Annotated in this window: 26 protein-coding genes and 1 tRNA gene; 12 read left to right on the top strand and 15 right to left on the bottom strand. The window is 59.4% G+C overall.

The features are described 5' to 3' along the window. Nucleotides 1–10 precede the first annotated feature (10 nt). The 8 genes from FE840_RS14110 (at nt 11) to FE840_RS14075 (ending at nt 10,462) form a co-directional block, all read left to right on the top strand. Entirely contained in the window at nt 11–907 is an 897-nt protein-coding gene (locus tag FE840_RS14110) for a carbohydrate ABC transporter permease (protein ID WP_138286131.1), read from the top strand. Beyond that, nucleotides 900–1,796 (top strand): carbohydrate ABC transporter permease, encoded by an 897-nt coding sequence (locus tag FE840_RS14105; RefSeq protein ID WP_138286130.1) that lies wholly within the window; start codon nt 900–902, stop codon nt 1,794–1,796. The genes FE840_RS14110 and FE840_RS14105 overlap by 8 nt, the downstream gene beginning before the upstream one ends. Before the next feature lie 4 nt (nt 1,797–1,800). Beyond that, nucleotides 1,801–2,889 carry an ABC transporter ATP-binding protein gene (locus FE840_RS14100; RefSeq protein WP_138286129.1) on the top strand — a complete coding sequence of 363 codons (1,089 nt, stop codon included), beginning with the start codon at nt 1,801–1,803 and terminating at the stop codon, nt 2,887–2,889. 63 nt (nt 2,890–2,952) lie between these two features. Beyond that, the gene (locus tag FE840_RS14095; RefSeq protein ID WP_138286128.1) at nt 2,953–5,412 is read left to right on the top strand and encodes a beta-mannosidase; all 2,460 of its coding nucleotides are present in this window, start codon (nt 2,953–2,955) and stop codon (nt 5,410–5,412) included. A 62-nt stretch (nt 5,413–5,474) separates the two neighbouring features. After that, nucleotides 5,475–6,236 (top strand): sugar phosphate isomerase/epimerase family protein, encoded by a 762-nt coding sequence (locus FE840_RS14090; protein ID WP_138286127.1) that lies wholly within the window; start codon nt 5,475–5,477, stop codon nt 6,234–6,236. Between the two features lie 27 nt (nt 6,237–6,263). Then, complete coding sequence (locus tag FE840_RS14085; RefSeq protein ID WP_138286126.1) at nt 6,264–7,397, top strand: Gfo/Idh/MocA family protein; 1,134 nt, start codon at nt 6,264–6,266, stop codon at nt 7,395–7,397. Nucleotides 7,398–7,565: 168 nt separating this feature from the next. Further along, nucleotides 7,566–8,618 (top strand): L-glyceraldehyde 3-phosphate reductase, encoded by a 1,053-nt coding sequence (mgrA, locus tag FE840_RS14080; protein WP_138286125.1) that lies wholly within the window; start codon nt 7,566–7,568, stop codon nt 8,616–8,618. A 236-nt stretch (nt 8,619–8,854) separates the two neighbouring features. Further along, nucleotides 8,855–10,462: a glycoside hydrolase family 43 protein gene (locus FE840_RS14075; RefSeq protein WP_138286124.1), complete on the top strand. Its 1,608-nt coding sequence runs from the start codon at nt 8,855–8,857 to the stop codon at nt 10,460–10,462. Nucleotides 10,463–10,585: 123 nt separating this feature from the next. Here the strand turns inward: FE840_RS14075 and fghA are convergent, their stop codons facing one another. From fghA to FE840_RS14030, 9 genes are all read right to left on the bottom strand, one after another. Beyond that, the gene (gene fghA / locus FE840_RS14070; RefSeq protein WP_138286123.1) at nt 10,586–11,419 is read right to left on the bottom strand and encodes an S-formylglutathione hydrolase; all 834 of its coding nucleotides are present in this window, start codon (nt 11,417–11,419) and stop codon (nt 10,586–10,588) included. Between the two features lie 31 nt (nt 11,420–11,450). Next, on the bottom strand, nt 11,451–11,897 hold the full coding sequence (locus tag FE840_RS14065; RefSeq protein WP_138286122.1) for a YaiI/YqxD family protein: 447 nt from the start codon (nt 11,895–11,897) through the stop codon (nt 11,451–11,453). A gap of 4 nt (nt 11,898–11,901) precedes the next feature. Further along, nucleotides 11,902–12,159 carry a BrnA antitoxin family protein gene (locus FE840_RS14060; protein WP_138286121.1) on the bottom strand — a complete coding sequence of 86 codons (258 nt, stop codon included), beginning with the start codon at nt 12,157–12,159 and terminating at the stop codon, nt 11,902–11,904. Beyond that, nucleotides 12,125–12,460 (bottom strand): BrnT family toxin, encoded by a 336-nt coding sequence (locus tag FE840_RS14055; RefSeq protein WP_217622141.1) that lies wholly within the window; start codon nt 12,458–12,460, stop codon nt 12,125–12,127. The genes FE840_RS14060 and FE840_RS14055 overlap by 35 nt, the downstream gene beginning before the upstream one ends. 29 nt (nt 12,461–12,489) lie before the next feature. Next, a complete protein-coding gene (locus tag FE840_RS14050; protein WP_138286120.1) occupies nt 12,490–12,942 on the bottom strand; it encodes a GNAT family N-acetyltransferase in 453 nt (150 codons plus the stop codon). Nucleotides 12,943–12,944: 2 nt separating this feature from the next. Next, nucleotides 12,945–14,072, bottom strand: coding sequence for an S-(hydroxymethyl)glutathione dehydrogenase/class III alcohol dehydrogenase (locus FE840_RS14045; RefSeq protein WP_138286119.1), 1,128 nt, complete (start codon nt 14,070–14,072; stop codon nt 12,945–12,947). 104 nt (nt 14,073–14,176) lie between these two features. Continuing rightward, the gene (locus FE840_RS14040; protein WP_138286118.1) at nt 14,177–14,794 is read right to left on the bottom strand and encodes a GNAT family N-acetyltransferase; all 618 of its coding nucleotides are present in this window, start codon (nt 14,792–14,794) and stop codon (nt 14,177–14,179) included. 57 nt (nt 14,795–14,851) lie between these two features. After that, a complete protein-coding gene (locus tag FE840_RS14035; RefSeq protein WP_138286117.1) occupies nt 14,852–16,123 on the bottom strand; it encodes a zinc metalloprotease in 1,272 nt (423 codons plus the stop codon). Nucleotides 16,124–16,298: 175 nt separating this feature from the next. Further along, complete coding sequence (locus FE840_RS14030; protein ID WP_138286116.1) at nt 16,299–17,237, bottom strand: DMT family transporter; 939 nt, start codon at nt 17,235–17,237, stop codon at nt 16,299–16,301. Between the two features lie 217 nt (nt 17,238–17,454). On the opposite strand from FE840_RS14030, the gene FE840_RS14025 reads away from it, so the two are divergent. Beyond that, nucleotides 17,455–17,898 carry a helix-turn-helix domain-containing protein gene (locus FE840_RS14025; protein ID WP_138286115.1) on the top strand — a complete coding sequence of 148 codons (444 nt, stop codon included), beginning with the start codon at nt 17,455–17,457 and terminating at the stop codon, nt 17,896–17,898. 294 nt (nt 17,899–18,192) lie between these two features. Here the strand turns inward: FE840_RS14025 and lipB are convergent, their stop codons facing one another. Next, the gene (gene lipB / locus FE840_RS14020; protein WP_138286114.1) at nt 18,193–18,909 is read right to left on the bottom strand and encodes a lipoyl(octanoyl) transferase LipB; all 717 of its coding nucleotides are present in this window, start codon (nt 18,907–18,909) and stop codon (nt 18,193–18,195) included. Nucleotides 18,910–19,114: 205 nt separating this feature from the next. On the opposite strand from lipB, the gene FE840_RS14015 reads away from it, so the two are divergent. After that, nucleotides 19,115–19,199, top strand: a tRNA-Leu gene (locus FE840_RS14015). Nucleotides 19,200–19,269: 70 nt separating this feature from the next. Here FE840_RS14015 and FE840_RS14010 read toward each other — a convergent pair. Together FE840_RS14010 and FE840_RS14005 are read right to left on the bottom strand one after the other, a co-directional pair. Then, on the bottom strand, nt 19,270–19,770 hold the full coding sequence (locus FE840_RS14010) for a BON domain-containing protein (protein WP_138286113.1): 501 nt from the start codon (nt 19,768–19,770) through the stop codon (nt 19,270–19,272). A 66-nt stretch (nt 19,771–19,836) separates the two neighbouring features. Beyond that, nucleotides 19,837–20,337 carry a peptide deformylase gene (locus FE840_RS14005; protein WP_138286112.1) on the bottom strand — a complete coding sequence of 167 codons (501 nt, stop codon included), beginning with the start codon at nt 20,335–20,337 and terminating at the stop codon, nt 19,837–19,839. 187 nt (nt 20,338–20,524) lie between these two features. Between FE840_RS14005 and mgtE the strand changes: the two genes are divergently transcribed. Together mgtE and FE840_RS13995 are read left to right on the top strand one after the other, a co-directional pair. Continuing rightward, entirely contained in the window at nt 20,525–21,952 is a 1,428-nt protein-coding gene (mgtE, locus tag FE840_RS14000; RefSeq protein ID WP_138286111.1) for a magnesium transporter, read from the top strand. Nucleotides 21,953–22,015: 63 nt separating this feature from the next. Then, nucleotides 22,016–22,402: a MerR family transcriptional regulator gene (locus FE840_RS13995; protein ID WP_138286110.1), complete on the top strand. Its 387-nt coding sequence runs from the start codon at nt 22,016–22,018 to the stop codon at nt 22,400–22,402. A 41-nt stretch (nt 22,403–22,443) separates the two neighbouring features. Here FE840_RS13995 and FE840_RS13990 read toward each other — a convergent pair whose 3' ends face one another. The 3 genes from FE840_RS13990 to FE840_RS13980 form a co-directional block, all read right to left on the bottom strand. After that, nucleotides 22,444–22,920 (bottom strand): methyltransferase family protein, encoded by a 477-nt coding sequence (locus FE840_RS13990; RefSeq protein WP_138286109.1) that lies wholly within the window; start codon nt 22,918–22,920, stop codon nt 22,444–22,446. A gap of 2 nt (nt 22,921–22,922) precedes the next feature. Beyond that, nucleotides 22,923–23,903 carry a heparan-alpha-glucosaminide N-acetyltransferase gene (locus FE840_RS13985; RefSeq protein WP_138286704.1) on the bottom strand — a complete coding sequence of 327 codons (981 nt, stop codon included), beginning with the start codon at nt 23,901–23,903 and terminating at the stop codon, nt 22,923–22,925. A gap of 84 nt (nt 23,904–23,987) precedes the next feature. Further along, nucleotides 23,988–24,680 (bottom strand): DUF599 domain-containing protein, encoded by a 693-nt coding sequence (locus tag FE840_RS13980; RefSeq protein WP_138286108.1) that lies wholly within the window; start codon nt 24,678–24,680, stop codon nt 23,988–23,990. Nucleotides 24,681–24,921 lie beyond the last annotated feature (241 nt).

Raw genomic sequence — 24,921 nt, 5'->3', positions numbered from 1 at the left:
AGGTTTTGCCATGTCGCGCGTCAAGCGGCCAAACAGGCTGTTTCGCAATCTCAACGGCAAGATCGCGGCTTTGCCCATGATCTTTACAGCACTCGTCGTCTTTGTCGGCGGAACGCTCTGGACCGTTTTATATTCTTTCACCAATTCGAAGCTTTTGCCGCGGACCAATTTCGTCGGTTTTGATCAGTATGAACGCCTCTGGCGGACCAGTCGCTGGCTCGTATCCATCGAAAACATCATGATCTATGGTGTGTTGTCGCTGGTCTTTACCATTGTCATCGGTTTCCTGCTGGCCGTTCTGCTTGACCAGAAGATCCGCTATGAAGACGCGTTCCGAACCATTCTGCTCTACCCCTTCGCCCTGTCCTTTATCGTCACCGGTCTGGTCTGGCAGTGGATCCTCAATCCCGACTTTGGCATCCAGTCGATCGTGCGCAGCCTTGGTTGGACGAGTTTTGAATTCAATCCGCTTTATGACCCCGATATCGTCATCTACGGCATTCTGATCGCGGGCCTGTGGCAAGGTACGGGCTTTGTCATGTGCATCATGCTGGCTGGATTGCGGGGCATCGACGAAGACATCTGGAAGGCGTCGCGGGTTGACGGGATTCCCAAATGGCGGACCTATATCTTCATCATCATCCCGATGATGCGTCCGGTCTTCATCACGGCGCTGGTTCTCATTGCTGCCGGCATCGTCAAGCTCTACGACCTCGTGGTCGCCCAGACCTCCGGTGGTCCCGGAAATGCGTCTGAAGTGCCGGCAAAATACGTCTATGACTATATGTTCCAGGCGCAGAATCTCGCCCAGGGCTTTGCTGCCTCGACGATGATGCTGCTGACAGTGCTGATTGTGCTCATCCCCTGGGCCTATCTGGAATTCGGCGGGAGGCGCAAACATGGTTGATCACGTCATGACCGGCCCGCGCGGGGCGAAACCGAAACGCATCCTGTCGCGCCGCAACATCATTCTTTACGGCATTCTGGCGCTTGTAAGCCTCTACTACCTGCTGCCGCTCTGGGTGATGGTTGTCACTTCTCTCAAGGGGATGCCCGAAATCCGGCTCGGCAACATCTTTGCGCCGCCGGTCGAAATCACCTTTGAACCCTGGGTCAAGGCCTGGGCCACGGCCTGCACCGGGCTCAATTGCGACGGGCTTTCGCGTGGCTTCTGGAACTCGGTGCAGATCCTGGTGCCCTCCGTGGTGCTTTCGATCCTGATTGCCTCGATCAACGGCTATGCGCTGGTGAACTGGAAGTTCAAGGGTTCCGAAGTCTTCTTCACGATCCTGATTTTCGGTGCCTTCATACCCTATCAGGTGATGCTCTATCCGCTGGTCATCCTGCTGCGTGAAATGGGGCTTTATGGCAGCCTCAGCGGCTTGGTCATCGTGCATACTATCTTCGGCATGCCGATCCTGACGCTGTTGTTCCGCAATTATTTCGTGTCATTGCCGGAAGAACTGTTCAAGGCCGCGCGCATAGACGGGGCTGGCTTCTGGCAGATCTATTTCCGCATCATGCTGCCCATGTCGCTGCCGATCTTCGTGGTCGCAATCATCCTGCAGGTTACCGGCATCTGGAACGACTTCCTGTTCGGTGTGGTCTACACCCGTCCCGAACACTATCCGATGACCGTTCAGCTCAACAATATCGTCAATTCCGTTCAGGGCGTGAAGGAATACAATGTCAACATGGCAGCAACGCTTCTGACCGGGGCGGTTCCCCTCATCGTCTATTTCCTGTCCGGACGCCTGTTCGTCCGCGGGATCGCCGCCGGCGCAGTCAAGGGTTAATGTCATGCAGCACAGTGTCTCCATCAAAGATCTTTCCTTGAGCTTCGGCGCAGTCAGCGTTCTCAAGAACCTCAATCTCGACATTGTCGATGGCGAGTTTCTGGTTCTGCTCGGCTCGTCCGGCTGCGGGAAATCGACGCTGCTCAATTGCATTGCCGGCCTTTTGGAACCGACCGACGGACAGATCTTCATCAAGGATCGCAATGTCACCTGGGAAGAGCCCAAGGATCGTGGCATCGGCATGGTGTTTCAGTCCTATGCGCTCTATCCGCAGATGACGGTGGAAAAGAACCTCTCTTTCGGTCTGCAGGTGGCCCGCATGCCGCGCGCCGAGATCGACAAGCGCGTCGCGAGGGCGGCCGAAATCCTGCAGATCGGCCCTTTGCTCAAGCGCAAGCCGGCCGAACTGTCGGGCGGACAGCGCCAGCGCGTGGCCATCGGCCGGGCTCTGGTGCGCGATGTGGATGTCTTCCTGTTTGACGAGCCGCTGTCAAACCTCGACGCCAAGCTGCGCTCCGAGCTGCGCGTCGAGATCAAGCGACTGCATCACAATCTGAAGAATACGATGATCTATGTCACGCATGACCAGATCGAGGCACTGACACTTGCCGACCGTATCGCGATCATGAAAAGCGGTGTCATCCAGCAGCTTGCCGATCCGAATACGATCTACAACCGTCCGAACAACCTGTTCGTGGCTGGCTTCATCGGCTCGCCCTCGATGAATTTCCTGCGTGGCGAACTTGTCGAACAGGATGGCAAGATCCTCTTTGTGACGCACGGCGTTCCGTTTTCGCTCGATGGCTATGAAGCCGGTGAGCCGCTCGTCGCCGGACGCAAGGTCGTTCTCGGCGTCAGGCCGGAGCACATCAAGGTCGATGACATGTCTGCGGGCAGGGAAGCCCATGATGCCGTTGTCGACATAGAAGAGCCGATGGGGGCCGACAACCTGCTCTGGCTCAAGCATGCTGGCCATACGCTTTCGGTGCGGATCGGCGGCACCCGGCGGTACAATCCCGGCAGCCAGGTGAAGCTCGGCTTCGACATGTCGGTCGCATCGCTTTTCGACCAGTCGACCGAAGAGCGCATCTAGAATTCTCCCCGCCTGACGCCCCGGCCACCGGCTGGGGCGGCTTTTTTCTCCAGGACCCGTGCCATGCATGACAATGTCAGAGGCGGCGACATCGACCTCCAGGGCGAATGGACGCTTGCAAGCGGCGATGGTGACCACCATGGCCTGATCGAGCTTCCCGGCGACGTTCACTCGGCGCTGGCGAGGGAAGGTATCATTCCGGACCCTTACTACGGAATGAATGAGCGCGAGGTCCAATGGGTGGCCGAGCAGGACTGGATCGTCGAACGGCGCTTCATCGTTTCCGATCCCGGCGGCGACTGGTATCTCGACATTGACCAGCTCGACACCGTCGCCATCGTCTTCATCAACGATGTCGCGGTTCTGAGCGCCGACAACTGCTTCCGACGTTATCGGTCGGCCGTCGACCATGTGCTGGTGCCCGGGGAAAACCTGATCCGCATTCATTTTCAGTCGAGCCTGATTGCCGGGGCCGAGCGACAGGCACGTCAGCCTTTTTACGTGCCCTATCACAAGGGTAATTCGCCGCTTCCGCATGGCAACATGCTGCGCAAGCCGCAATGCCATTTCGGCTGGGACTGGAATATCGCGATTGCGCCGCTCGGGCTCTACGGCACGCTGTCGCTCAAGAGGCTCGATCCCGCCCGGATCGAGCATGTCGAGACAGAGCAGGCCCACCATGCCGATGGTCGCGTCGAACTCAAGGTTACCGCGACCATTCATTCGGGTGAGCCTGCCGTGGTGCCTTTGCATTTCACCCTCGATACCGAGCGTGTGCGCCTCGACGTCGGCATTTCAGCTGGCGATACGAGGGTGGTGCATGTTTTCGAGATCGAAAACCCGCGCCTCTGGTGGCCGGCGGGGTCCGGCGAGCAGGCGCTCTATACGCTGACTGTCGATCTGCCGACCGAGACCGTCACCCGTCAGATCGGTCTGCGTACCGTCGAACTTCTGACCGATCCGGATGAGGCCGGCAGCCGCTTTGCGCTCAAGGTCAATGGCCGCGAGATCTTCTGCCGTGGCGCCAACTGGATCCCGGCGGATGCATTGTTTTCGCGCTCCTCGCAGGAGAAGACCACCGATCTTCTGAATTCGGCGGTTGCCGCGCATATGAACATGATCCGTGTCTGGGGTGGCGGATTTTACGAAGCGGACTGGTTCTATGATCTCTGCGACCGGCTGGGCCTGATGGTCTGGCAGGACTTCATGTTCGCCTGCAACCTTTACCCGTGCAGCGAGGACTTCCTCGACAATGTCGCCCAGGAGGTCGATTATCAGGTGCGGCGGCTGTCGAGCCACGCCTCGATCGTCCTGTGGTGCGGCGACAACGAGCTGGTCGGCGCGCTCACCTGGTTTCCGGAATCGATTGCCAATCGTGACCGCTATCTCGTCGCCTATGACCGGCTCAACCGCACCATCGAGCAGGGCGTCAAACGCGCATTCCCGCAAGGAATCTGGTGGCCGTCCAGCCCGGCCTCCGGCTATCTCGACTATGGTGACGCCTGGCACGCCGACGGCTCGGGCGACATGCATTACTGGTCGGTATGGCACGAAAACAAGAGTTTCGACAATTACCGAACGGTCAAGCCACGCTTCTGCTCGGAATTCGGTTTCCAGTCCTATACCTCGCTGCCGGTCATTGAGACATTTGCCGACAAGGGCGACATGAACATTGCCTCGCCTGTCATCGAGCTGCATCAGAAGAATGCCGGCGGCAACGAGCGCATCGCGGGCACCATGTTCCGCTATTTCCGCTTCCCCAAGGACTTCGCCAATTTCGTCTATCTGAGCCAGATCCAGCAGGGGCTCGCGATCAAGACTGCCGTCGAATACTGGCGCTCGCTGAAACCCCATTGCATGGGCACGATCTACTGGCAACTCAATGACACCTGGCCGGTCGCCTCCTGGTCCAGCCTCGATTACGGCGGCAGCTGGAAGGCCATGCATTACATGGTGCGCCGCTTTTTCCAGCCGGTCGCCGTTGCTGCCATTCCGTCCGAAGACGGCGCAACCATCGCGCTGTCGATGGTCAACGACACGCTCGATACCATGACGATCGACGCCAATCTCTTCCTGCTGACGCTGTCGGGGGACCGCATTCCACTGAAAAGCGTACAGGGCGATTGCGGACCGGATGCCGCCGATGTTCTGGTGACGCTCGATGCCAGCGAGATCCCCGCAGACGGTCTGTTCGCCTGGAGCTTCATCGCCTCCAACGGCATGAGCGGGGAGGGACATTACGTCCACGGCACCTACAAGGCGCTCGCACTCGAGCCATCACGGCTTGAGACCACGGTCGCCCCGACCGTCGACGGTTCTTTTGAGATCACGGTCAAGGCCCATGGTCTTGCCCTCTTTGTCATGCTCGAAAGCGCGACCCCTGGTCGTTATTCGGACAATGCCTTCGACCTGTCAGCCGGCGAGAGCCGCCGCATCATCTTCACGCCGCAGACTGCTCTGCCGGCAGGCGAGCTGCCGGAGTTCCGCATCTACGATCTCTACACCTGCCAGTCGGTGGACTGACGGGGGACACAGACAAGACCCTGGGCGCCCGATCCAGGGAAACACGAGGAGGAGACTACCCCATGACGACGCTCGGCTTCCAGCTTTACAGCGCCCGCAATTTCCAGCCCTTCAGCGGCATCTACCCGAAGCTCCAGGCCGCCGGTTACGGTGAGGTCGAGGGTTACGGTGCTCTCTATGCTTCGCTTGCCGATGGCGAACTCGATGCCTTCCGCAAGGAGCTCGACCAGAACGGCTTGACCATGCCGACCGCCCATTTCGGCCTCGACATGATCGAGAACGATCCGGCCCGGGTCATCAAGATCGCCAAAACGCTCGGCATTGAGGCGGTCTACTGCCCTTATCTGATGCCCGATCAGCGTCCCACGGATGCCTCCGGCTGGTTTGCCTTCGGCCAGCGCCTGCAGACTGCCGGCAAGCCGCTGCGCGATGCCGGCCTGGTCTTCGGCTGGCACAATCACGACTTCGAATTCGCGGCCTTGTCCGACGGATCGACCCCGCAGGAACAGATCTTCGCCGGCGGTCCCGAGCTCGACTGGGAAGCCGATATCGCCTGGGTCATCCGCGGCAAGGCCGATCCCTTCGCCTGGATCGAAAGCTACGGCAAGCGCATCAGCGCCGTCCACGTGAAGGACATCGCACCGGCTGGCGAGAATACCGACGAAGACGGCTGGGCCGATGTCGGCCATGGCACCGTCGACTGGAAGGGCCTGGTTGCGGCGCTGAAGGGCACCCGCGTCCAGCATTTCGTCGTCGAACACGACAATCCCAAGGACATCGACCGGCTGATCACCCGTTCGATCGCTTCCTTCAACACCTATTGAACCACTGGCAGCAAGCAGGACATTTCCATGGCACGCGAACTCGGCGTCGGCATCATCGGATGCGGCAATATCTCCACCACTTACTTCTCGCTGGCGCCGCTGTTTCGCGGCCTGAAGGTCGTTGCCTGCGCCGACCTCAACATGAATGCGGCCCAGCTGCGCGCCGAGGAATACGGCGTCAAGGCGCAGACGATCGACGAACTTCTCGCCAATGGCGAGGTCGACATTGTCGTCAACCTGACGATCCCGGACGCGCATTACCCGGTCTCCAAGCGCATCCTCGAAGCCGGCAAACATGTCTATTCGGAAAAGCCGCTGGTCCTGTCGCTCGAACAGGGCGAAGACCTGCGCGCCATTGCCAAGGCCAAGGGCCTGTCCGTCGGCTGCGCGCCCGACACCTTTCTGGGCGGTGCGCATCAGCTGGCGCGTGCCTATATCGACAAGGGCGGCATTGGTCGCGTTACCTCCGGCACCTGCCATGTCATGAGCCCGGGCATGGAGATGTGGCATCCGAACCCGGACTTCTTCTTCCTGCCCGGCGGCGGTCCCGTTCTCGATCTCGGTCCCTATTACATTGCCAACCTGATCAACCTGATCGGACCGGTGAAGCGTGTCGCGGCGCTGACCTCGATGGCCAACGAGACCCGCACGATCACCAGCCAGCCGCGCCATGGCGAGGTGATCCCGGTCAAGACCCCCACCAACATCCACGCGCTTCTGGAATTCCAGAACGGCGCGACGATTACGCTGTCGGCCAGCTGGGATGTCTGGAGCCACCGCCATGCGAATATGGAGCTCTACGGCACCGAGGGCTCGCTCTATGTGCCGGATCCGAACTTCTTCGGCGGCGTGGTCGAGGCCTCCGGGCGCAACAAGGACATCCAGCCGCTCGCAGCCTGGGATCATCCCTTCGGCATCAACAACCAGGAAAGCCCGCAAGGGCCGCGCGCCAACTACCGCACCGCCGGTCTCGCCGACATGGCGGTTGCCATTCTCGAAGGCCGCGATGCCCGCTGCTCGCTGGATCGCACCCTGCACGGCGTCGATGTCATGGTTTCGATCCTGAAATCGGGCGAGACGGGCGAATTCGTAACCCTGTCGACAACTTGCACCCAACCGGCGGCTCTGGGTATCGACGAAGCGCAGGCTCTGCTTAGATAAGGTCTGTGTCTTAGCCCCTCATCCGGCTGCCGCCACCTTCTCCCCGTAAACGGGGAGAAGGCCGGTGGGGCCGGCGTGTTGCCCCTTCTCCCCGCTTGCGGGGAGAAGGTCCCGGCAGGGGGATGAGGGGCAGACTCAAAGACAAGACCTTCTGGGAGAGAACCATCCATGACCTATACCCCCGCCGAAAACCGCTATGAGCGGATGACCTATAATCGCTGCGGCAAGAGCGGGCTCAAGCTGCCGGCAATCTCGCTGGGGCTCTGGCACAATTTCGGCCAGGACACGCCGCATGCCACCAAGCGGGCGATCTGTCAGAAGGCCTTCGACCTTGGCATCACCCATTTCGACCTCGCCAACAATTACGGCCCGCCGGCTGGCACCGCCGAGGAAGCCTTCGGCGAAATCCTGCGCACGGATTTCCGTGGCTATCGCGACGAGCTAATCATCTCGTCCAAGGCCGGCTATAATATGTGGCCGGGTCCCTACGGCGAATGGGGCAGCCGCAAATACTTGATCGCTTCCTGCGACCAGAGCCTGAAGCGCATGGGCCTCGACTATGTCGATATTTTCTATTCCCACCGCTTCGATCCGGACACACCGCTCGAAGAAACCTGCGGCGCGCTCGACCACATCGTGCGCACCGGCAGGGCGCAATATGTCGGGATTTCCTCCTACAATTCGAAGCGCACCCGCGAGGCCTACGAGATCCTCAAAAGCCTTGGCACTCCGCTTCTCATCCATCAGCCCAGCTATTCGATGATCAATCGCTGGATCGAGGAAGACGGGTTGATCGACACGCTGGAAGAGCTCGGCGTCGGGTCGATCGTCTTCTCGCCGCTCGCCCAGGGCATGCTGACGTCGAAATACCTGAGCGGTATCCCTGAGGGCACCCGCGCGGCGCAGGACAAGTCGCTCGATCCGGGCTTTCTCAACGAGCGCAATCTCGAAAACATTCGGGGTCTCAACAAGATCGCCGAAAAGCGCGGCCAGCCTCTGGCGCAGATGGCGCTCGCCTGGGTGCTGCGCGGCAAGCGCATTACCACGGCGCTGATCGGCGCGTCGAAGCCCTCCCAGGTCGAGGATTGCGTCAAGGCGATCGAAACGCCCGATTTCACAGCGGAAGAACTCGCCGAAATCGACGTCTTCGCCAAGGACGCCGACATCAACATCTGGGCTGCGTCCGCCGAACGCAAGGGCCCGCCACGGAAGAAGAAGTAACGAAAACCTTCCCCTTGAGGGGGAGGGTCGAAGCGAAGCTCCGGGGTGGGGTGACGTGCAGGAGTCCGGCTTCATCTGCCAAACTCCAAACTCACGGCGACCTCCCCCCTCAAGGGGGAGGTGGGCACTGCGGTGACCGTCTCCGCCTTCTCCCCGTCTGCGGGGAGAAGGTCCCGGCAGGGGGATGAGGGGCATCGTTCACGTAAAATAAGCCATCAGGCAGGAGGAAACACGCCATGATCATCAACCCCATCCTGCCGGGCTTCAATCCGGATCCCTCGATCTGCCGCGTGGGCGAGGATTACTACATCGCCACCTCCACCTTCGAATGGTATCCGGGTGTGCAGATCCATCATTCGCGCGACCTCGTGAACTGGGACCTCGTCACCCGTCCGCTCAACCGCGCCAGCCAGCTCGACATGCGCGGCAATCCCGACAGCGGTGGCGTCTGGGCGCCTTGCCTCTCCTATGCTGACGGGCTGTTCTGGCTCGTCTATACCGACGTCAAACGCTTCGAAGGTTCCTTCAAGGACGCGCACAACTACATGGTCACGGCGCCCGCGATCGAAGGCCCGTGGTCCGATCCGATCCACGTCAATTCCTCCGGCTTCGATCCCTCGCTCTTCCATGACGATGATGGGCGCAAGTGGTTCTTGAACATGCAGTGGAACCATCGCCCCGAGGCGCGCAACACCATCGGCCATGCCAAGTTCGACGGCATCCTGTTGCAGGAATGGGACCCGAAGACGCAAAAACTCACCGGCCCGATCAAGAACATCTTCGAGGGCAGCAAACAAGGGCTCGTTGAAGGCCCGCATCTCTTCAAGCGCAAGGACTGGTATTACCTGACGACCGCCGAGGGCGGCACCGGCTACGACCATGTCGTGACCATGGCGCGCTCCCGCTCGATCGACGGCCCCTACGAGATGCATCCCAACACGCATCTCATCACCTCGAAAGACAATCCCGAAGCCGTGCTGCAACGCGCCGGCCACGGGCAATATGTCGAGACGCCGGATGGCCAGGTCTACCACACCCATCTCTGCGGCCGCCCCATGCCGCCCAAGCGCCGCTGCACACTCGGACGCGAAACGGGCCTGCAGAAATGCGTCTGGAAGGAGGATGGCTGGCTCTATCTCGAGCAGGGCGGCGTCGTGCCATCCGTCGAGGTGCCGGCGCCCCATGGTGCCATCAAGCGCGAGGAACCGGTCGAGATCGTCAGGGCCTTCGATAGCTCCGACTTACCATCCGAATTCCAGTGGCTGCGCACGCCGCAGCCGGAGCGCCTGTTCACCCTGACCAAACGGGCAGGGCGCTTGCGCCTTTTCGGTCGCGAAAGCATCGGCTCCTGGTTCGAGCAGTCGCTGGTCGCCCGCCGCCAGGAGCATCACCGTTTCCGCGCCGAAACGCGGCTTGAATTTGCGCCCGATACCTATCAGCAGGTCGCAGGCCTGACGCATTACTATAACCGCTACAAGTTCCACGCGCTCGGCATCTCCACCGATGAAACGCTCGGCCGCTCGCTGATCATCCTGTCCTGCCCGGGCGACTATCCTTCGGGCAAGCTGGAGTTCCCGATCGGCATGGGCCAGTCGATCCCCGATGGCGCCGTGGATCTCGCCATGGAGATCACCGACAACGACCTGCAGTTCTTCTGGCGTGTGGCGGGCGAAGGTGCGTGGCAGGCCATCGGCCCGGTGCTCGATGCCGGTGTGGTCTCCGACGAGGGCGGCTTCGGCGAGCACGGCTCGTTTACAGGTGCCTTTGCCGGCATGTTCTGTTTTGACGTTTCAGGCCATGCGAAACCAGCGGATTTCGAGCGGTTCGTCTATCGGCCGGGGTGAGCCTTTTCAGGCTTGACGGTCGTCATCCTCGGGCTTGTCCCGAGGATCTACTGACATCGCAATCCACCCAACGGTAGCGGATGCTCGGGACAAGCCCGAGCATGACGACGTTTGTCGATCAAGTCACCCCAGCCGCTCCGCATGCCACTTCAAATGATCCTCCATGAAGGTCGAGATGAAGTAGTAGGAATGGTCATAGCGCTCATGCATGCGCAGCGTCAGGCCGATATCCTTACCCTTCACCGCCTCCTCGAACTTCCAGGGCGCGAGGCCCATCTCCAGGAAGCTGTCGGCCTTGCCCTGATCAACAAGGAATTCCGGGAAGCGGGCGCCGTCCTCGACCAGCGCGCAGGCATCGTATTCGCGCCACTTGGCACGATCCGCGCCGAGATATTTTTCAAACGCATCCTGCGTCCAGTCGGCGGTGAGCGGATTGACGATCGGGGCGAAGGCCGAGCAGCTCTTGAAGCGCTCAGGGTTTTTCAGCGCGATCGTCATCGCGCCATGGCCGCCCATGGAATGGCCGAAAATGCCCTGGCGGCTCATGTCGGCGCGGAACTGTTCGGCGATCAGGCCGGGAAGCTCTTCCGTGATGTAGGAATACATCTGGTAGTACTCGGCCCAAGGCTTTTCCGTGGCATTCAGATACATGCCCGCACCCTTGCCCATTTTCCAGTTGGTGAGTTCATCCGGCACGTCATTGCCGCGCGGGCTGACATCCGGGCACACCACGATCAGGCCGAGCTCGGCGGCCATACGTCGATATTCGCCCTTTTCCATGACATTGGCATGGGTGCAGGTCAGGCCTGAGAGATACCAGAGCACCGGACGCTTCTCGGTGATCGCCTGGGGCGGCACGAAGACGGCGAAGGTCATTTCGCATTTGGTTGTTTCGCTGTCATGGGCAAAGACCCCCTGCATGCCGCCAAAGGCCGTGTTCTGGGAGATGACTTTCATGGATCGATCCTGTCTGTGGGAGCGCGATGGCTCACTTCTTGATGCGACGGCAGAGCCTGTCGAGTGTTTCGAGGAAAGCGGAACGGTCGCGCGGCGAAAAGGCGGCATTATAACCCTTGCTCTCGCCAGTCTCGCGCAGATGCTGGCCGAGGTCGCGCATGGCGGTTGCCATGCCGATATTGGCCGTGTCGAAGATGCGTCCCGTCGGTCCGGTAACCAGCGCACCGGCGGCCACGCATCGACCGGCCAGCGGCACATCGGCGGTGACGACGATATCGCCTTCGCCGCAGCGCTCGGCAATCCAGTCGTCGGCTGCATCGAAGGCGCCGGAGACGATGACATTCTTGACCATCGGATCGCGCGAGGGACGAAGGCCGGAATTGGCGACGAAAGTCACCGGCAGATCATGCCGCTCGGCGACTTTCAGGATCTCCGGCTTCACCGGACAGGCATCGGCATCGACATAGATTTCGGGCATGCTGCTACTTCTTCAGGCTACGGGCATAGGATTCGAGCACGGCATTCATCCGGGTCTGGTAGCCCTTGCCTGTTGAACGAAAGACCTGAAGCACGGACTTCTTGACTCGGAGCGTGATCTGCTCCGTGCCTTCCGGCTCGACGATCACGGCATTCTGCCAGAAGTGTTCGTCGAGTTCCGGTATGTCGCTGGTGTCGATGGCGTCATCGTCAAGGCTCGCGAGTTCCTCAAGGCTGAGTTCTTTGTCGAAGCGCTTCTGCATAACGCTCCCTTTCCCTTCGTTTGGCTGGTCTGGCTGAAATCAACCGGATCCGACCATTTCTGTCCGTGTGGGTTACGACGATGATAACAATGCCATCGATCATACCGATCGTGTTGAAGCGTGTCTCGCCATAGTCGCGGCGATCGTCTTGGATGGTGAGTACCACGTCGTCAAATACCCGGCAGGCCCGATCAAAACTCAGACCATGCTTGGCGATATTCATCGCGTTCTTGTCGTCATCCCATTCAAACAGAATTGTAGCCACAAATGCATCTACCGGCAATGATGTCCCCGCAGACATTGTGGCGCATGTTCAGCTGCTCTGAAAGTTCATACTCGCCGCAGCATATCCACATGCGGAATCCCATCTTCCAGGTACTCCTCCGAGATCACCTCGAAGCCCAGCGATCCATAGAATTTCTGCAGATGGCTCTGCGCCGAGATCTCGATCGGTTCGCCGGGATGGCGCTTCTCCACCTCCGCAATCGCCTCGCGCATCAGGGCCTCGCCGAGCCGCTTGCCCCGATGGTTTGGCGAGACCGCCACGCGTCCGATCCGGGGATGATGCTCCGGCGTCGAACGCCAGAGCCGTGCACAGGCCAACAATTCGCCATCCATCAGCAGCCGCAGATGCAGGCAGTCCTTGTCGTTGCCGTCGAGTTCCGGATAGGGGCAGTGCTGCTCGACGACGAAGACGTCAACGCGCAGCTTCAGCATGTCGTAGAGATCGGCGGCGGAGAAGTCTTCCATCCTCCGCACATCGACCGTGTAGGCCGCAGCCATGGTCAATAGACCACGACCCCGCGGATCGATTCACCCTTGTGCATCATGTCGAAGCCTTTGTTGATGCCCTCAAGCGGCATGGTGTGGGTGATCATCGGGTCGATCTGGATCTTGCCCTGCATGTACCAGTCGACGATCTTCGGCACGTCGGTGCGGCCGCGTGCACCGCCGAAAGCCGTGCCCATCCAGTTGCGGCCGGTCACCAGCTGGAAGGGACGGGTGGAGATTTCCTGGCCGGCACCGGCGACGCCGATGATGACCGACTTGCCCCAGCCGCGATGGGCCGATTCCAGTGCCTGACGCATGACCTTCGTGTTGCCGGTGCAGTCGAAGGTGTAGTCGGCGCCGCCAATCGTGTCGCCATGGCGCTTCGTCATGTTGACGAGATAGGGCACCAGATCGCCCTCGACTTCGGTCGGATTGACGAAATGCGTCATGCCGAATTTCTCGCCCCATTCCTTGCGTGCGGGGTTGATGTCGACGCCGATGATCATATCGGCACCGGCAAGGCGTAGGCCCTGCAACACGTTCAGACCAATGCCGCCGAGGCCGAAGACGATGGCCGTCGCGCCGATCTCGACCTTGGCCGTGTTGATGACGGCGCCAATGCCGGTCGTCACACCGCAGCCGATATAGCAGATCTTGTCGAAGGGGGCATCCGGATTGACCTTGGCAACGGCGATCTCCGGCAGAACCGTAAAGTTCGCGAAGGTCGAGCAGCCCATGTAATGAAAGATCTTGTCCTTGCCGATGGAGAAACGCGAAGTGCCGTCGGGCATCAGTCCCTGGCCCTGCGTTGCGCGGATCGCGGTGCAGAGATTGGTCTTACGGCTGAGGCAGGAGTAGCACTCACGGCATTCGGGCGTGTAGAGCGGAATGACATGGTCGCCCTTTTTGACTGACGTCACACCCGGGCCCACATCGACAACGATACCCGCGCCTTCGTGTCCGAGAATGGCTGGAAACAGCCCCTCAGGATCTGCGCCTGAAAGGGTAAAATCATCGGTATGACAAATACCTGTCGCCTTTACTTCAATCAGAACTTCACCCGCGCGCGGGCCTTCCAATTGAACGGTCATGATTTCCAGCGGTTTGCCGGCCTGCACGGCAACAGCGGCGCGAACATCCATATTCGTCTCCCTGACTCACGTGTGTTGCGGGACTGTGGCATGACGAATGTGCAAGGCTCAAGTACCTGCTTCACATTTTTGTCAATGTGTGAGATTTCAGGTGTTCAAGGCGCAATGAGTGGCACATGCCGGGCAGCGTCACGCCGCATCTTGCCGGACAATCTGGGGTCCTCGATCACCTCGACAAAAGAGGCATAGGGGCGGAAGCCCGAGCGCTGGTAGAAGCCAAGCGCCGCCGGGTGATCGAAGCTGCAGGTGTGGACCCAGAAACGGTGGACGGGTGCGCTCCAGGCGCGCTCTAGAGCCTGGTTCATCAGCCAGCGACCGGCTCCCTTGCCAATCGCATCCGGCACCAAGCCGAAGAAGGCGAGTTCGCAGGTTCCTGTTTCACGAAAGTCCAGTTCCAGCAGTCCGACAGGTCCTTCGCCGTCCATGACCGCATAGGCTTCGACGCGGTCGTCGGCAAGGATCGCTGAAAGGTCTTCGTCGCTCATCACGAGACGTGACATCCACAGCCAGTCTTCGCCGACAGCGCGGAATATCGAGCGGTAGAGCGTAAGGTCTTCCGCCCGCAGTCGGCACAATGTGCCGGGTGCCTCTGGCTGATGTCTGCTCGATTCTGTCGGTCTTGCTGTCATTTCAAGACAGGTCACGACATTTGCAATGGTGCCTGGGGGGAGCGGCGAATAGCCAAGGGGGAGGGGCGCACTGTTCTTCTTCATTAGGCTATCGAACCGATTGCCCAGTCCGTGTCAAGGCAGCTTAGGCAGACGTGCGGCTCAGCCAAACAGGCGTCCGCAGGCATAAGCGATGGCGAGCGCATGCATCATCACAGCGGCATAGAGGCCAAAGCCCGCAACAAGGCGTTCTGCCGGGCTCATGGCGATCAGCTCTTCCCGTGGACGCAAGGGGTTCGTGCGAATGAGGCTCAGCAGGGTAAAGACGGCAAGGGCGCCCAGCAGGGCGAGCGGCGGAAGGCCGATATGCCATCCTGTCGCCGCGATTGCGGCGGTTATCCCGAAACTGCCGAGCGCCAGCATACGCTGGCTGTCGAAAACCTGACGCAGGATCTGTCCGCCGTCAAAACGATACATCGGCATAAGGTTGAGGAGGTTGAAGGCGCCGAGGATCAGCAGGAACACGAGGAGCGGTTTGCCGGTATCGAGGCCAAGACCTGTCCGGTTCATGCTGTCATGAAGCGAGATGAGGATCGGGACAAGAAAGGCTGAAAAGCCGGGCCCCATCAGGGCGCAGGTCGCAACTTCGAACCGGCTGTGGTAGGGCCGCCCACCAATCGCTATCCCGCCGAGCAGTGGTACGAAGATCATCCGTGTCTGACGATGGCCAAAGGCACGATAGGCGATCATATGGCCGACTTCGTGAAGTGCTATCACCAGTGTCAGGAAGGACGACAGCATCAGTCCCTGGAGGGTGAGGCCGAAGAATGGCCATAGCATCAGGGTCGAAACCAAGGCGAGGAACATCTGGAACAGAGGGTGTTCAAGCGCGAGACGATCCGATCCTTTCCGACCTGTCACGTGATCCTCAAGCGCGCGCAATTCACGTTGCAGCGCCAGCCGCCTGAAGAGATAGAAGGCAAGTCCCCGATAGCTGTCCGTTTGTTCGAAGGTGACCCGAGCGCCCCCCAGGCAGGGTTCGACTCGTCGGCTTTCGCGGTAGCCGGCCCAGAAATTGCTGTCCAGCGTGCTGTCAGAAATTACGCGCAGGTCGCAGGTGTAGATACCGCTTGCCGTCACGGCCATACGGTCAACGGCCATGACCCGACGCGAAGGCTCGCCGTAACGATCGGGTTGGCGGAAGGAGAATTCTATCTTGTCCGGACTGTCCTTGATCGGGGTTGCTGACAGAATGGACGGGTGCCACTCGGTCATGGCGCCGGACGGCCGCATCAAACGCCATATCTCTTCCGGACGAACACCCAGCCTGCAGGACACGCGCAGCGTTTTCAGTCCCAGTGGAAAAGCCATCAGCAGCCAGAGCAACCCTAGGTTGATCGCCAACAGAAAGATAGCTGCCTGGTATGATTCCAAGATAGGTCTCCGATGTCGGGCTGGTAGCCCGCCGGACCTATCGGAATTGTCTGAACATTACATCACCATGACGCGTTGCATTTGAGCAATCTCGATATTCCAGCGATTACTTTTGTAGAAATCGCGTTCTTCCGCCCATCGTCGCTCCGTAATGCTGTTGCTGCATTCGCCTGGTTCAGTCTTTGCTCGCCGAGCCGGAACCTGTTTTTGACCTTTGCTGCTCGCGCCAGAGAATGAAGAGACCTGATCCGACTATGATCAGGATACCCACCCATTTGGATGGAGTCGGGAAATCATTGAACAGAACATAGCCGAGGAAAACGGCGGCAATGATTTCGAAATACTGGAATGGGGCAAGGACGGAGAGGGGCGCCATCCGGAAGGCTTTGACCACCAGAAGATGGATATATCCGGAAATTGAGCCGAGAAGGATCAGAAGCAGCCAAGCGCTCGCCGAAGCCGGCAATGACAGGGTGAAATCCTCGCTTCCGACGGAGTTCCCGATGCCAAGGGCAAGCCCCATGAACAAAGTGCCGCCAATACCGGCAAATGTCTGCATGGTCATGGGGCTGTCGGCGTCACCGATTGCCCGGTTCAAGAACATGTAGAGCGCAAACAGGAAGGCGCAGGCGACGGGGAGCAATGCCTTAAATCCGAATATCTCGTAACTCGGTTGGATGACGATCATTGCACCGCCGAAGCCGATGGCAATGGCAAGCCAGCGACGCCAGCCGACCCGTTCGCCGAGAAACAGGGCGGAAAGGGCCGTCAGAATGAAGGGCTCGACGAAGTAAATGGCGAAAACGTCGGCGAGGGGCATGTATTTCACAGCGGTGAAGAACATCAAGCTGGCAGCACCGTGGAGCACACCGCGCAGCAAGTTTAGCCAGGGCCGCCTTGCTTTGACGGCTCGACTGCCCTGCAGGAGCAAAAGCAAGGGCAGGGTACAGGCGAGTTGAAAGAAGAAGCGATAAAAGGTCACCTGACCGGGCGACATTCCTTCGACATTAGCCATATATTTCGCGATGGCATCCATTACCGGCAGGACCAGCATGCAACCGGCCATCAGCGCCATGCCTGCGACGGCAGTCTCTTGTTTCGGCTGGTTCTGCATGGATGGCTCAGATGCTTGTGGTGGTGATCGAGCCTGTCGTCGGCTGCAAGCGACCATCAGAATCATGTCCCGAGTGATTCGGAAAGTCCGATTTGAAACCCGGAGGGTGGTGTCACCGGTCGGGATCACCTATGTTGTCCAGAAGGATCAAGAAGAAGGGCGGGTTTCGCCGATCTGTTCGGAGCCCGGGCCAATTCCCAGACGAGGAGAGGGACGCATGGGCGGTATTGACCGGAGAAAACGGCTTGTGGACGCGAGTGACGACACACTCGGCGGGCGTTTGTCGGCGGCTCGCGATGCTGCAGGCGTCTCGGTGGGTGATCTTGCAAACCGCGTTGGCGTCAAGCGCGAGTCGCTGCTTGCATGGGAGGCTGATCGCTCCGAGCCGCGTCCCACACGTCTGCTGGAGGTGGCCGGTATCCTTGGTGTCTCGCCCATGTGGCTGATGACCGGTTATGGACAGGGACCGTACGTCGAGAATGACACCTTCCCGCTTGAGGCTATGCGCGTCCAATTGAAGCGCCTGACCGACAGTCACATGGAGACAGGCCGCTTGATCAAGCAATTGGCGCAGCAGCTCGACCGCTATGAGAAGGATTTCGTACAGAGCCTCGAACAGAATGGTGAGGCTTCCGACAGCCCGCTGGTGCGGGAATTGTGAGGCCTAGAGCCCTTCATTTCTAAATGGAATCAGTTCTGTTGGCTGAAACGGAGTCGGATGGTCGCCCGGCTGGCGCGCGTCGTAGCCAACGCATACGGCCAAGCCAGCCGGGCGATCAGGCGGCCCGTTCCAGCCAACCCGAAGGGCCGGGCATCTTTCCGCCGGGATCAGCGGCGATCATCTCGCTCATACACCAGCGTATGCGCCTCGCCGATCGTCGCGGCCCCGACAAAAACCTGCTCCGGCAGAACTGTTTCCATTTAAAAATGAGCGGCTCTAGCCGTCGGCAGGATTTCAGGCGTCATTGATGGTGTCGCCGAAGACTTCTTCGAAGGCTTCGCGCAGTCGGATGTCCACATCGGGCATCATGACGAGCTGGCCGAGATCAACAAGGCTGGTCACACCATAGGCGCTGATTCCGCAGGGAACGATGCCGGTGAAGTGATCCAGGTCCGGGTCCACATTGATTGACAGGCCGTGAAAGCTCACCCAGCGCCGCAATCTGATCCCCAGCGCCGCGATCTTGTCCTCGCTCAGGCCCCCATTCGGTAACCTTGGTTTGTCAGGGCGCTGCACCCAGACGCCTACGCGGTCTTCGCGTCGTTCCCCCCGGATGTTCATTTTCTCCAGTGTCTGGATGATCACTTCCTCAAGAGCTGCCACATAGGCGCGCACATCCTGCCGGCGCCTCTTCAGGTCCAGCATCACATAGGCGACCCGCTGACCGGGCCCGTGATAGGTGTATTCGCCTCCACGCCCCGTCGCAAAGACGGGGAAGCGGTCGGGCGCGATCAGATCCTTAGGGTCGGCGCTCGTTCCTGCGGTGTAAAGGGGCGGATGCTCCAGCAGCCAGACCAGTTCGCCAGCCGTTCCGTCAGCGATCGCTGCGACTTCGCGCTCCATCTCTGCAACAGCGTCCGAATAGGGAACGAGACCATCGCTAATTCGCCAGCGAACCGGAGGCGAGCCCGGTTTCGGCAGCATGGAATGATCGAGTTCGGTGCGGTGCATGGATTTCTGCCCTTGCGGAAAAAGCTAGATTTTTCCCTTACTTGGCAAGAAAACCTCTGAAGTTCAAGGCAGCTGCGGCTTTTCAATCCCCAGGCTTTTCCCCGGCCTTGATGGTTTTATCAAAAATCTGTCATGACGGGCTTGTGGACCCCGAATGCTTTTGCTACATGCAGCCCCGCCGAAGCAATTCGGCGCCTACCACGATGCGGTCGTGGCGGAATTGGTAGACGCGCAGCGTTGAGGTCGCTGTGGGGCAACCCGTGGAAGTTCGAGTCTTCTCGACCGCACCAAAAGAACCCGGCCTCTGGCCGGGTTTTTTGTTTCCCCACTGTTTTTACTGAAAAATCCGGTGCTAGCACGTCAGTCTGCGTCACGAGGAATGTGGCTGTCGATGCCAATCGTGGTGATATGATTCACCACCTGGGAGACACCGGCGACGCCGAGTGTCTTCAACTCTATGCGTCTGCGATCCTCTGCCGTGTCGACTGATCCCCGTAGCGTCACGCGATGCCCGTCTACATGGAGGTCGATGGCTGCTAGGGTGACATCGTCCTCCAGCGCCAGAGCGTCCATGATGTCGGATTCAAGCTGATCGTCGTCCTCGCGCCTGTCTGTTGTCGGCAAAACGGGCGTTGCCGGCTGCGGCTCGGCTCCCTTTGCGTCCACCTCATTGATACGGAAGCCCTCGTTGCGTTCCCTGTCGAAATTGCTGGCTGTTTCTCCATAGCTGCGATTCTCGACGGGTTTGGCGCCAGCTCCCGCGCCATCGTCATAGGGCCAGCCATCTGTAATGTCGCGCTGGTCATAGTCGCGATAATCGTCTTCGCGCGAAAACTGTGTCTTTGCCTCGCCTTTGGCCATGGGGATCTCCTTTAATGGGTGATCCTGCTTAACGCGCGTCTCGGCACATTGTTCGCGCGAGTGGTGTCAGCGATTGAGCTTCTGCCACTTCTTGATCAGGCGCTCACGCTTCAGACGCGAAAGTCTTTGAAGCCAGAAGATGCCATCGAGTTGGTCTATTTCATGCTGCATGCAGATAGCTGGAAAGCCGGTGAGGCTCTCTTCATGGGTATGGCCAGAGAGATCCTGATAGCGGATCCGGACGTGTCGGGGTCTTGTCACCGTCTCCGTGACCCCAGGCATAGAGACACTGCCTTCGGTGAATTCAGCCTGTTCCGGCGAACTCCAAATCAGTTCGGGGTTGATGTAATCGCACCGGCCGCCAAGTTCATCAAGTTCGATGACGACTATGCGGTAGGCTAGTCCGCAGTGGGCCGCAGTGATACCGACTCCAGGCGCCGCCTTCATCGTGTGGTAAAGCGCATCCACCAGCGACTTCAGATCTTCATCAAATGAGCTTACCGGAAGGCATGGGGTCGCCAGGGCGGCGTCCGGATAGCGGCGGATTGTCAGTGTCGACACGGTCATACTCGTCAGTTCGGGCTTCACTCGGATGATATCAGGCGGTCCGGTCCGATGCACAAGCGAAACCTTTCCCCGATTCTGCTGCGTGGGACAAAGAGTGGCTATGCAGTTGTTGACAAAGCACTTTCAGTGGCCATTCTCCACGGCAAGCAATCAAGCGACACGCCAGTGAACGATAGAGGTGGCTGAGATGACGGAGACCGAAGACGAGATCCGCAACCGTCCGCCGATCGAGGAGATGCCCGAGAGCATCTATGCGGAAGACGGTTCCGTTCGCTCCGACTTCCTTATGCTTGTCGGTGCAGCGATTGCCGATCGTGACCTTCTATTCCTCAGACAGCGGGTTGCCCGGCTGCACGAATCGGAGCTTGGCGACCTGATCGAGGCGATCCAGGCGGATCAGCGGATTGCGCTTGTTCGTCTGCTGGGTGACGATTTCGACCTCACGGCTCTGACCGAGGTCGACGAGGCTATCCGTCTGCAGATCGTCGAGAACCTTCCCAATGCGCAGATTGCGGCGGCCATCGGCGAGCTGGATTCGGATGACGCGGTCTACATTCTGGAAGATCTCGATCAGGCCGATCAGGACGAAATCCTTGCCCAGCTTCCCTTTACCGAGCGTGTCCGTCTGCGCCGTGCGCTGGATTATCCGGAAAGCTCGGCTGGTCGGCGGATGCAGACGGAATTCGTTGCCGTTCCGCCGTTCTGGACGGTCGGCCAGACGATCGACTACATGCGCGACGAGGAGGATCTGCCCGAGAGTTTTTCCCAGATCTTTGTCATTGACCCGACATTCAGGCTGCTTGGCGCCGTCGACCTCGACCGCATCCTGCGCACCAAGCGCCAGGTCAAGATCGAAGCGATCATGCGCGAGACCAATCATCCGATCCCGGCGGTGATGGACCAGGAGGAGGCCGCCCAGGAATTCGAGCAGTATGACCTTCTGTCGGCGGCTGTCGTCGATGAGGGGGGAAGGCTGGTCGGTGTGCTGACCATTGATGACGTTGTCGACGTCATCCAGGAAGAGGCGGAAGAGGATCTGATGCGCCTCGGCGGCGTCGGTGACGAAGAACTGTCGGACACGGTCACAGAAACGTCCCGCTCCCGCGTGCCCTGGCTGTTCGTCAATCTTCTGACCGCAATCCTTGCGGCCTCCGTCATCTCGCTGTTCGAGGCAACCATTGAAGAAATCGTGGCGCTGGCCGTGCTGATGCCAATCGTGGCCGGCATGGGAGGCAATGCCGGATCTCAGACCATGACGGTCACGGTACGAGCGCTTGCGACCCGAAACCTCGATATCCACAATGCATGGCGGGTTGTCCGGCGTGAAGCGGGTGTCGGATTGTTGAACGGGATGGTGTTCGGCATCCTGATCGGCCTTGTAGCGGGGCTCTGGTTCCAGGATGTCAATATTGGCGGCATCATCGCCACCGCCATGCTGATCAACATGTTCGCTGCCGCCGTGGCCGGGATTCTGATCCCGATCCTGCTCGATCGGCTGGGGGCGGATCCCGCCGTTTCCTCGGCGGTGTTCGTCACCACAGTCACGGACATTACCGGCTTCTTCGCCTTTCTCGGTCTTGCCACCTGGTGGTTCCGGATCGGCGTCGGTTCCTGAAAATTGACTTTTACGTAAAAGAAAATATGCTGGTCCGTGATTGAGGGGGGATTCGGAACGGCTGTGAAGAAGTATTATAGCATTACAGAACTGACGCGCGAGTTCGGAGTCTCGACCCGGACACTTCGCTTTTACGAGGATGAAGGCCTGCTTCATCCGGAGCGTCGCGGTCGTACCCGACTGTATCGTGCGGCCGATCGCAGGCTGTTGCAGGAAATCCTCCGTGGCCGGCGCATTGGCTTTACCGTTGCCGAAATTCGCGAAATCATCCATGTCTACAAGGAGCCGCCCGGGGAAGTCGGCCAGCTCAAGCTGATGATGAAGCGCATTGATGAAAAGCGCGAGGAATTGCGCCAGAAGCGCCGGGACATCGACGAGACCCTCACTGAACTCGACAATGCCGAGGAAGCCTGTCTGACCCGTCTGGTCGAGATCGGCGTCGGTACCTGACGCCAAAGAAGCGGGCAGGGCGGAAGACCTTGCGATGCCGTTCAGATCCAGCGTCTCGCTCGCTTGCAGTAATTTTCGAATTCGATCCCGAAACGCGCCAGAAGGTGCTTTTCCTCACAGGGAATGGCAAAACCGGTGGTGATGGCAAAGCCGATGGCTGCGGCGATCAGGAACCAGGAAATGCCGGTGATCAGTCCAACGGCAACCGTGAGCAAAAGATAGCCGAGATAGATCGGATTGCGGCTGATAGCATAGGGGCCGGTTGTCACCAGCCGTCTGGTGCAGCCGCTATGCAGGATTGGCGTATTGTGATCCACGAGCGTCATCACGGCCCAACCATGCAAAGCGGCACCGGCAAGGCCGAAGACAATGCCGATGATTGTCAGCGGATAGGCGAACTGGCTCAGGTCGGGCAGGGGGCCTGTCAAACGCCCCAGCAGGAAAGCAAGCACGACACCGAGGCCAAAGGCGGTCGGTGGCCATGGAAAGGACAAAGGCTTCAGTCGATAGGCATTCATGGTCAGCTCCCGTCACTGGCTGCTGCTGAACACACTTCTGCAATACTCTGTAGTCGCTGATCATCACCCGGCAAGATTGCGCCAGACTGGAGCGGTTCCAGCAGGCTCTGTTGCTGCAATTCGCCAAGCGTGCAGCCGCAATAGGCCAGACAGAAGTTGACGCTGCTGCCCCCAGCTTCGCAGGCCGGCTGGCAGTTTTTCAGATAATTGCCAGAGAGATCGGGTGACGGCGGTGGAATGACGAAAGACGCCAGGTAGATCACGGCGATCAGGATCGGCTGATGGATGATGTAAACAGTGAGCGAATGGCGTCCGCCCCATTGCAGCCAGGCCGGACCGTCGGGCAGGCGCGCCAACCAGGCATAGCCGTTTTGCGCAGCCATTAGACGCGCAACCGCGACACCGGCAAGCAGGGCGCCGGCCCATGGCAGGATTGGCACATAGTCATTTGAACGTGGCAAGGTCTCCGATAGACCGACGAACCACAGGATCGGCATGTCGAAGATCACGGATCTATAGAAGGTCGGCAATGCGACCATCGCCGCCGCGACGACAAGCGTCAGCACCGGCGGTACCTTGAGGAACAGAAGACCGATGATGCTGCCAAGTGCAATCGCATGGAGAATGCCGAAAAAGATGAAGGCATCGGGAACTGCGATATAGGTGGCAGCCGTAATCACCAGCGCCGCTGCGAGGATTACGCCGAGGCGCCTGCCAAAATTCTTGAGATTGAGCTGTGGATAATGGGCGAGAACGAGGCTGAAACCGGCAAGGAACAGGAAACTCGATGCAATGGCGCGGGCATAGATCCGGAGCCAGCCGCTTGTCGAAGTCCCTGGCTCAAGATAGCCAAACATCTCCAGATCCCAGGCAAAATGATAGGTTGCCATGGCAATCAGGGCTATGCCTCGCAAGCTGTCCAGGGACGGCAACCGCTTGCGGATGGGTGGGGATGCTGCAGTGCGTGGCTCGACACTGGACATGGGCACGGGTCTTTCCTGCGGTCTTCTTGATAAGCGAATGTCGGATATCCGGCCCGTTCGGCTGAAAGACCAAAGGCGGCGATTTCAAGGCGGTGATTCGGACAGCAGGGCCAGCCTCGCCTCCGAAAAGAACTGCCTCCGTATCAGGACAACAAAGATCGTGGCGGTTGCAGCGGCAAAAACGTGAGGTCCGGCAAACCATCCCAGATAGCCGATGGAATAGAAAAGTGTCCGCAGGCCTGCATTGAAGTGTTTGCCGGCAATGATGTTCATCCTGATCGCCATTTCCGCAGCATCGCGCGCCCGCTCGGGGTCGGCGCGCGTTTCTTCCCCCATCGGAATGCGGCCGAAGAGAATGGTGCTGTAGTTGAAAAGGCGGTAGGCCCAGCCGAATTTGAAGAATGAATAGCCAAAGAGCACGATCAGTCCGCAGACCTTCAGTTCAAAGATCACCCGGCCACCCGGCACGATGAAGGGCAGGTCGTTGAGGATCGCATCGACCTGCTCTGTCGCACCGAGCAAGGCGAAGGACCCACCGATCGCAAAGATGGTCGTTGAGGCAAAGAAGGCTGTTCCGTTCTGCAGGCCTGCCATGATCTGCGTGTCGATCATCTTCAGGTCGCGAGACATGGAGTTCAAAATCCATTCCCGCCGCCGTTCCGCCATGGCCATGGTCAGGCTCGTGCGCCCAAGGATCATGCCGCGGCTGATGATGATGGAATAGGCCAGCCAGAGAAAGGCGAACAAGGCGAAGGCCATGTAGTCAAGCGTGCTCATCCGATGATTCCCCTTTGGAATCCTGATTAGACCGCTTGAGGCATCGGGTCAAAGCGTGGGGTACCCATCGTCGGCCTGCCTGGCGAGAGCCACCCTCATGCTTAACCGCATTTCACGAATTCGACATTTCTGTGATTTGTCTCATAATGGCACATCTGGGTATTGCGGTCTAAGTCTATGTTTTTCTTAATAGCTATTCGCTGGGTGCATGGCAGGCCCGCAAAATCTGTCATGTTTTTGC

The sequence above is a fragment of the Peteryoungia desertarenae genome (assembly GCF_005860795.2).
Classification (GTDB): Bacteria; Pseudomonadota; Alphaproteobacteria; order Rhizobiales; family Rhizobiaceae; genus Allorhizobium; species Allorhizobium desertarenae.
Note: the sequence above shows the minus strand (reverse complement) of the source record. Positions and strands in the feature narration are given on the sequence as shown.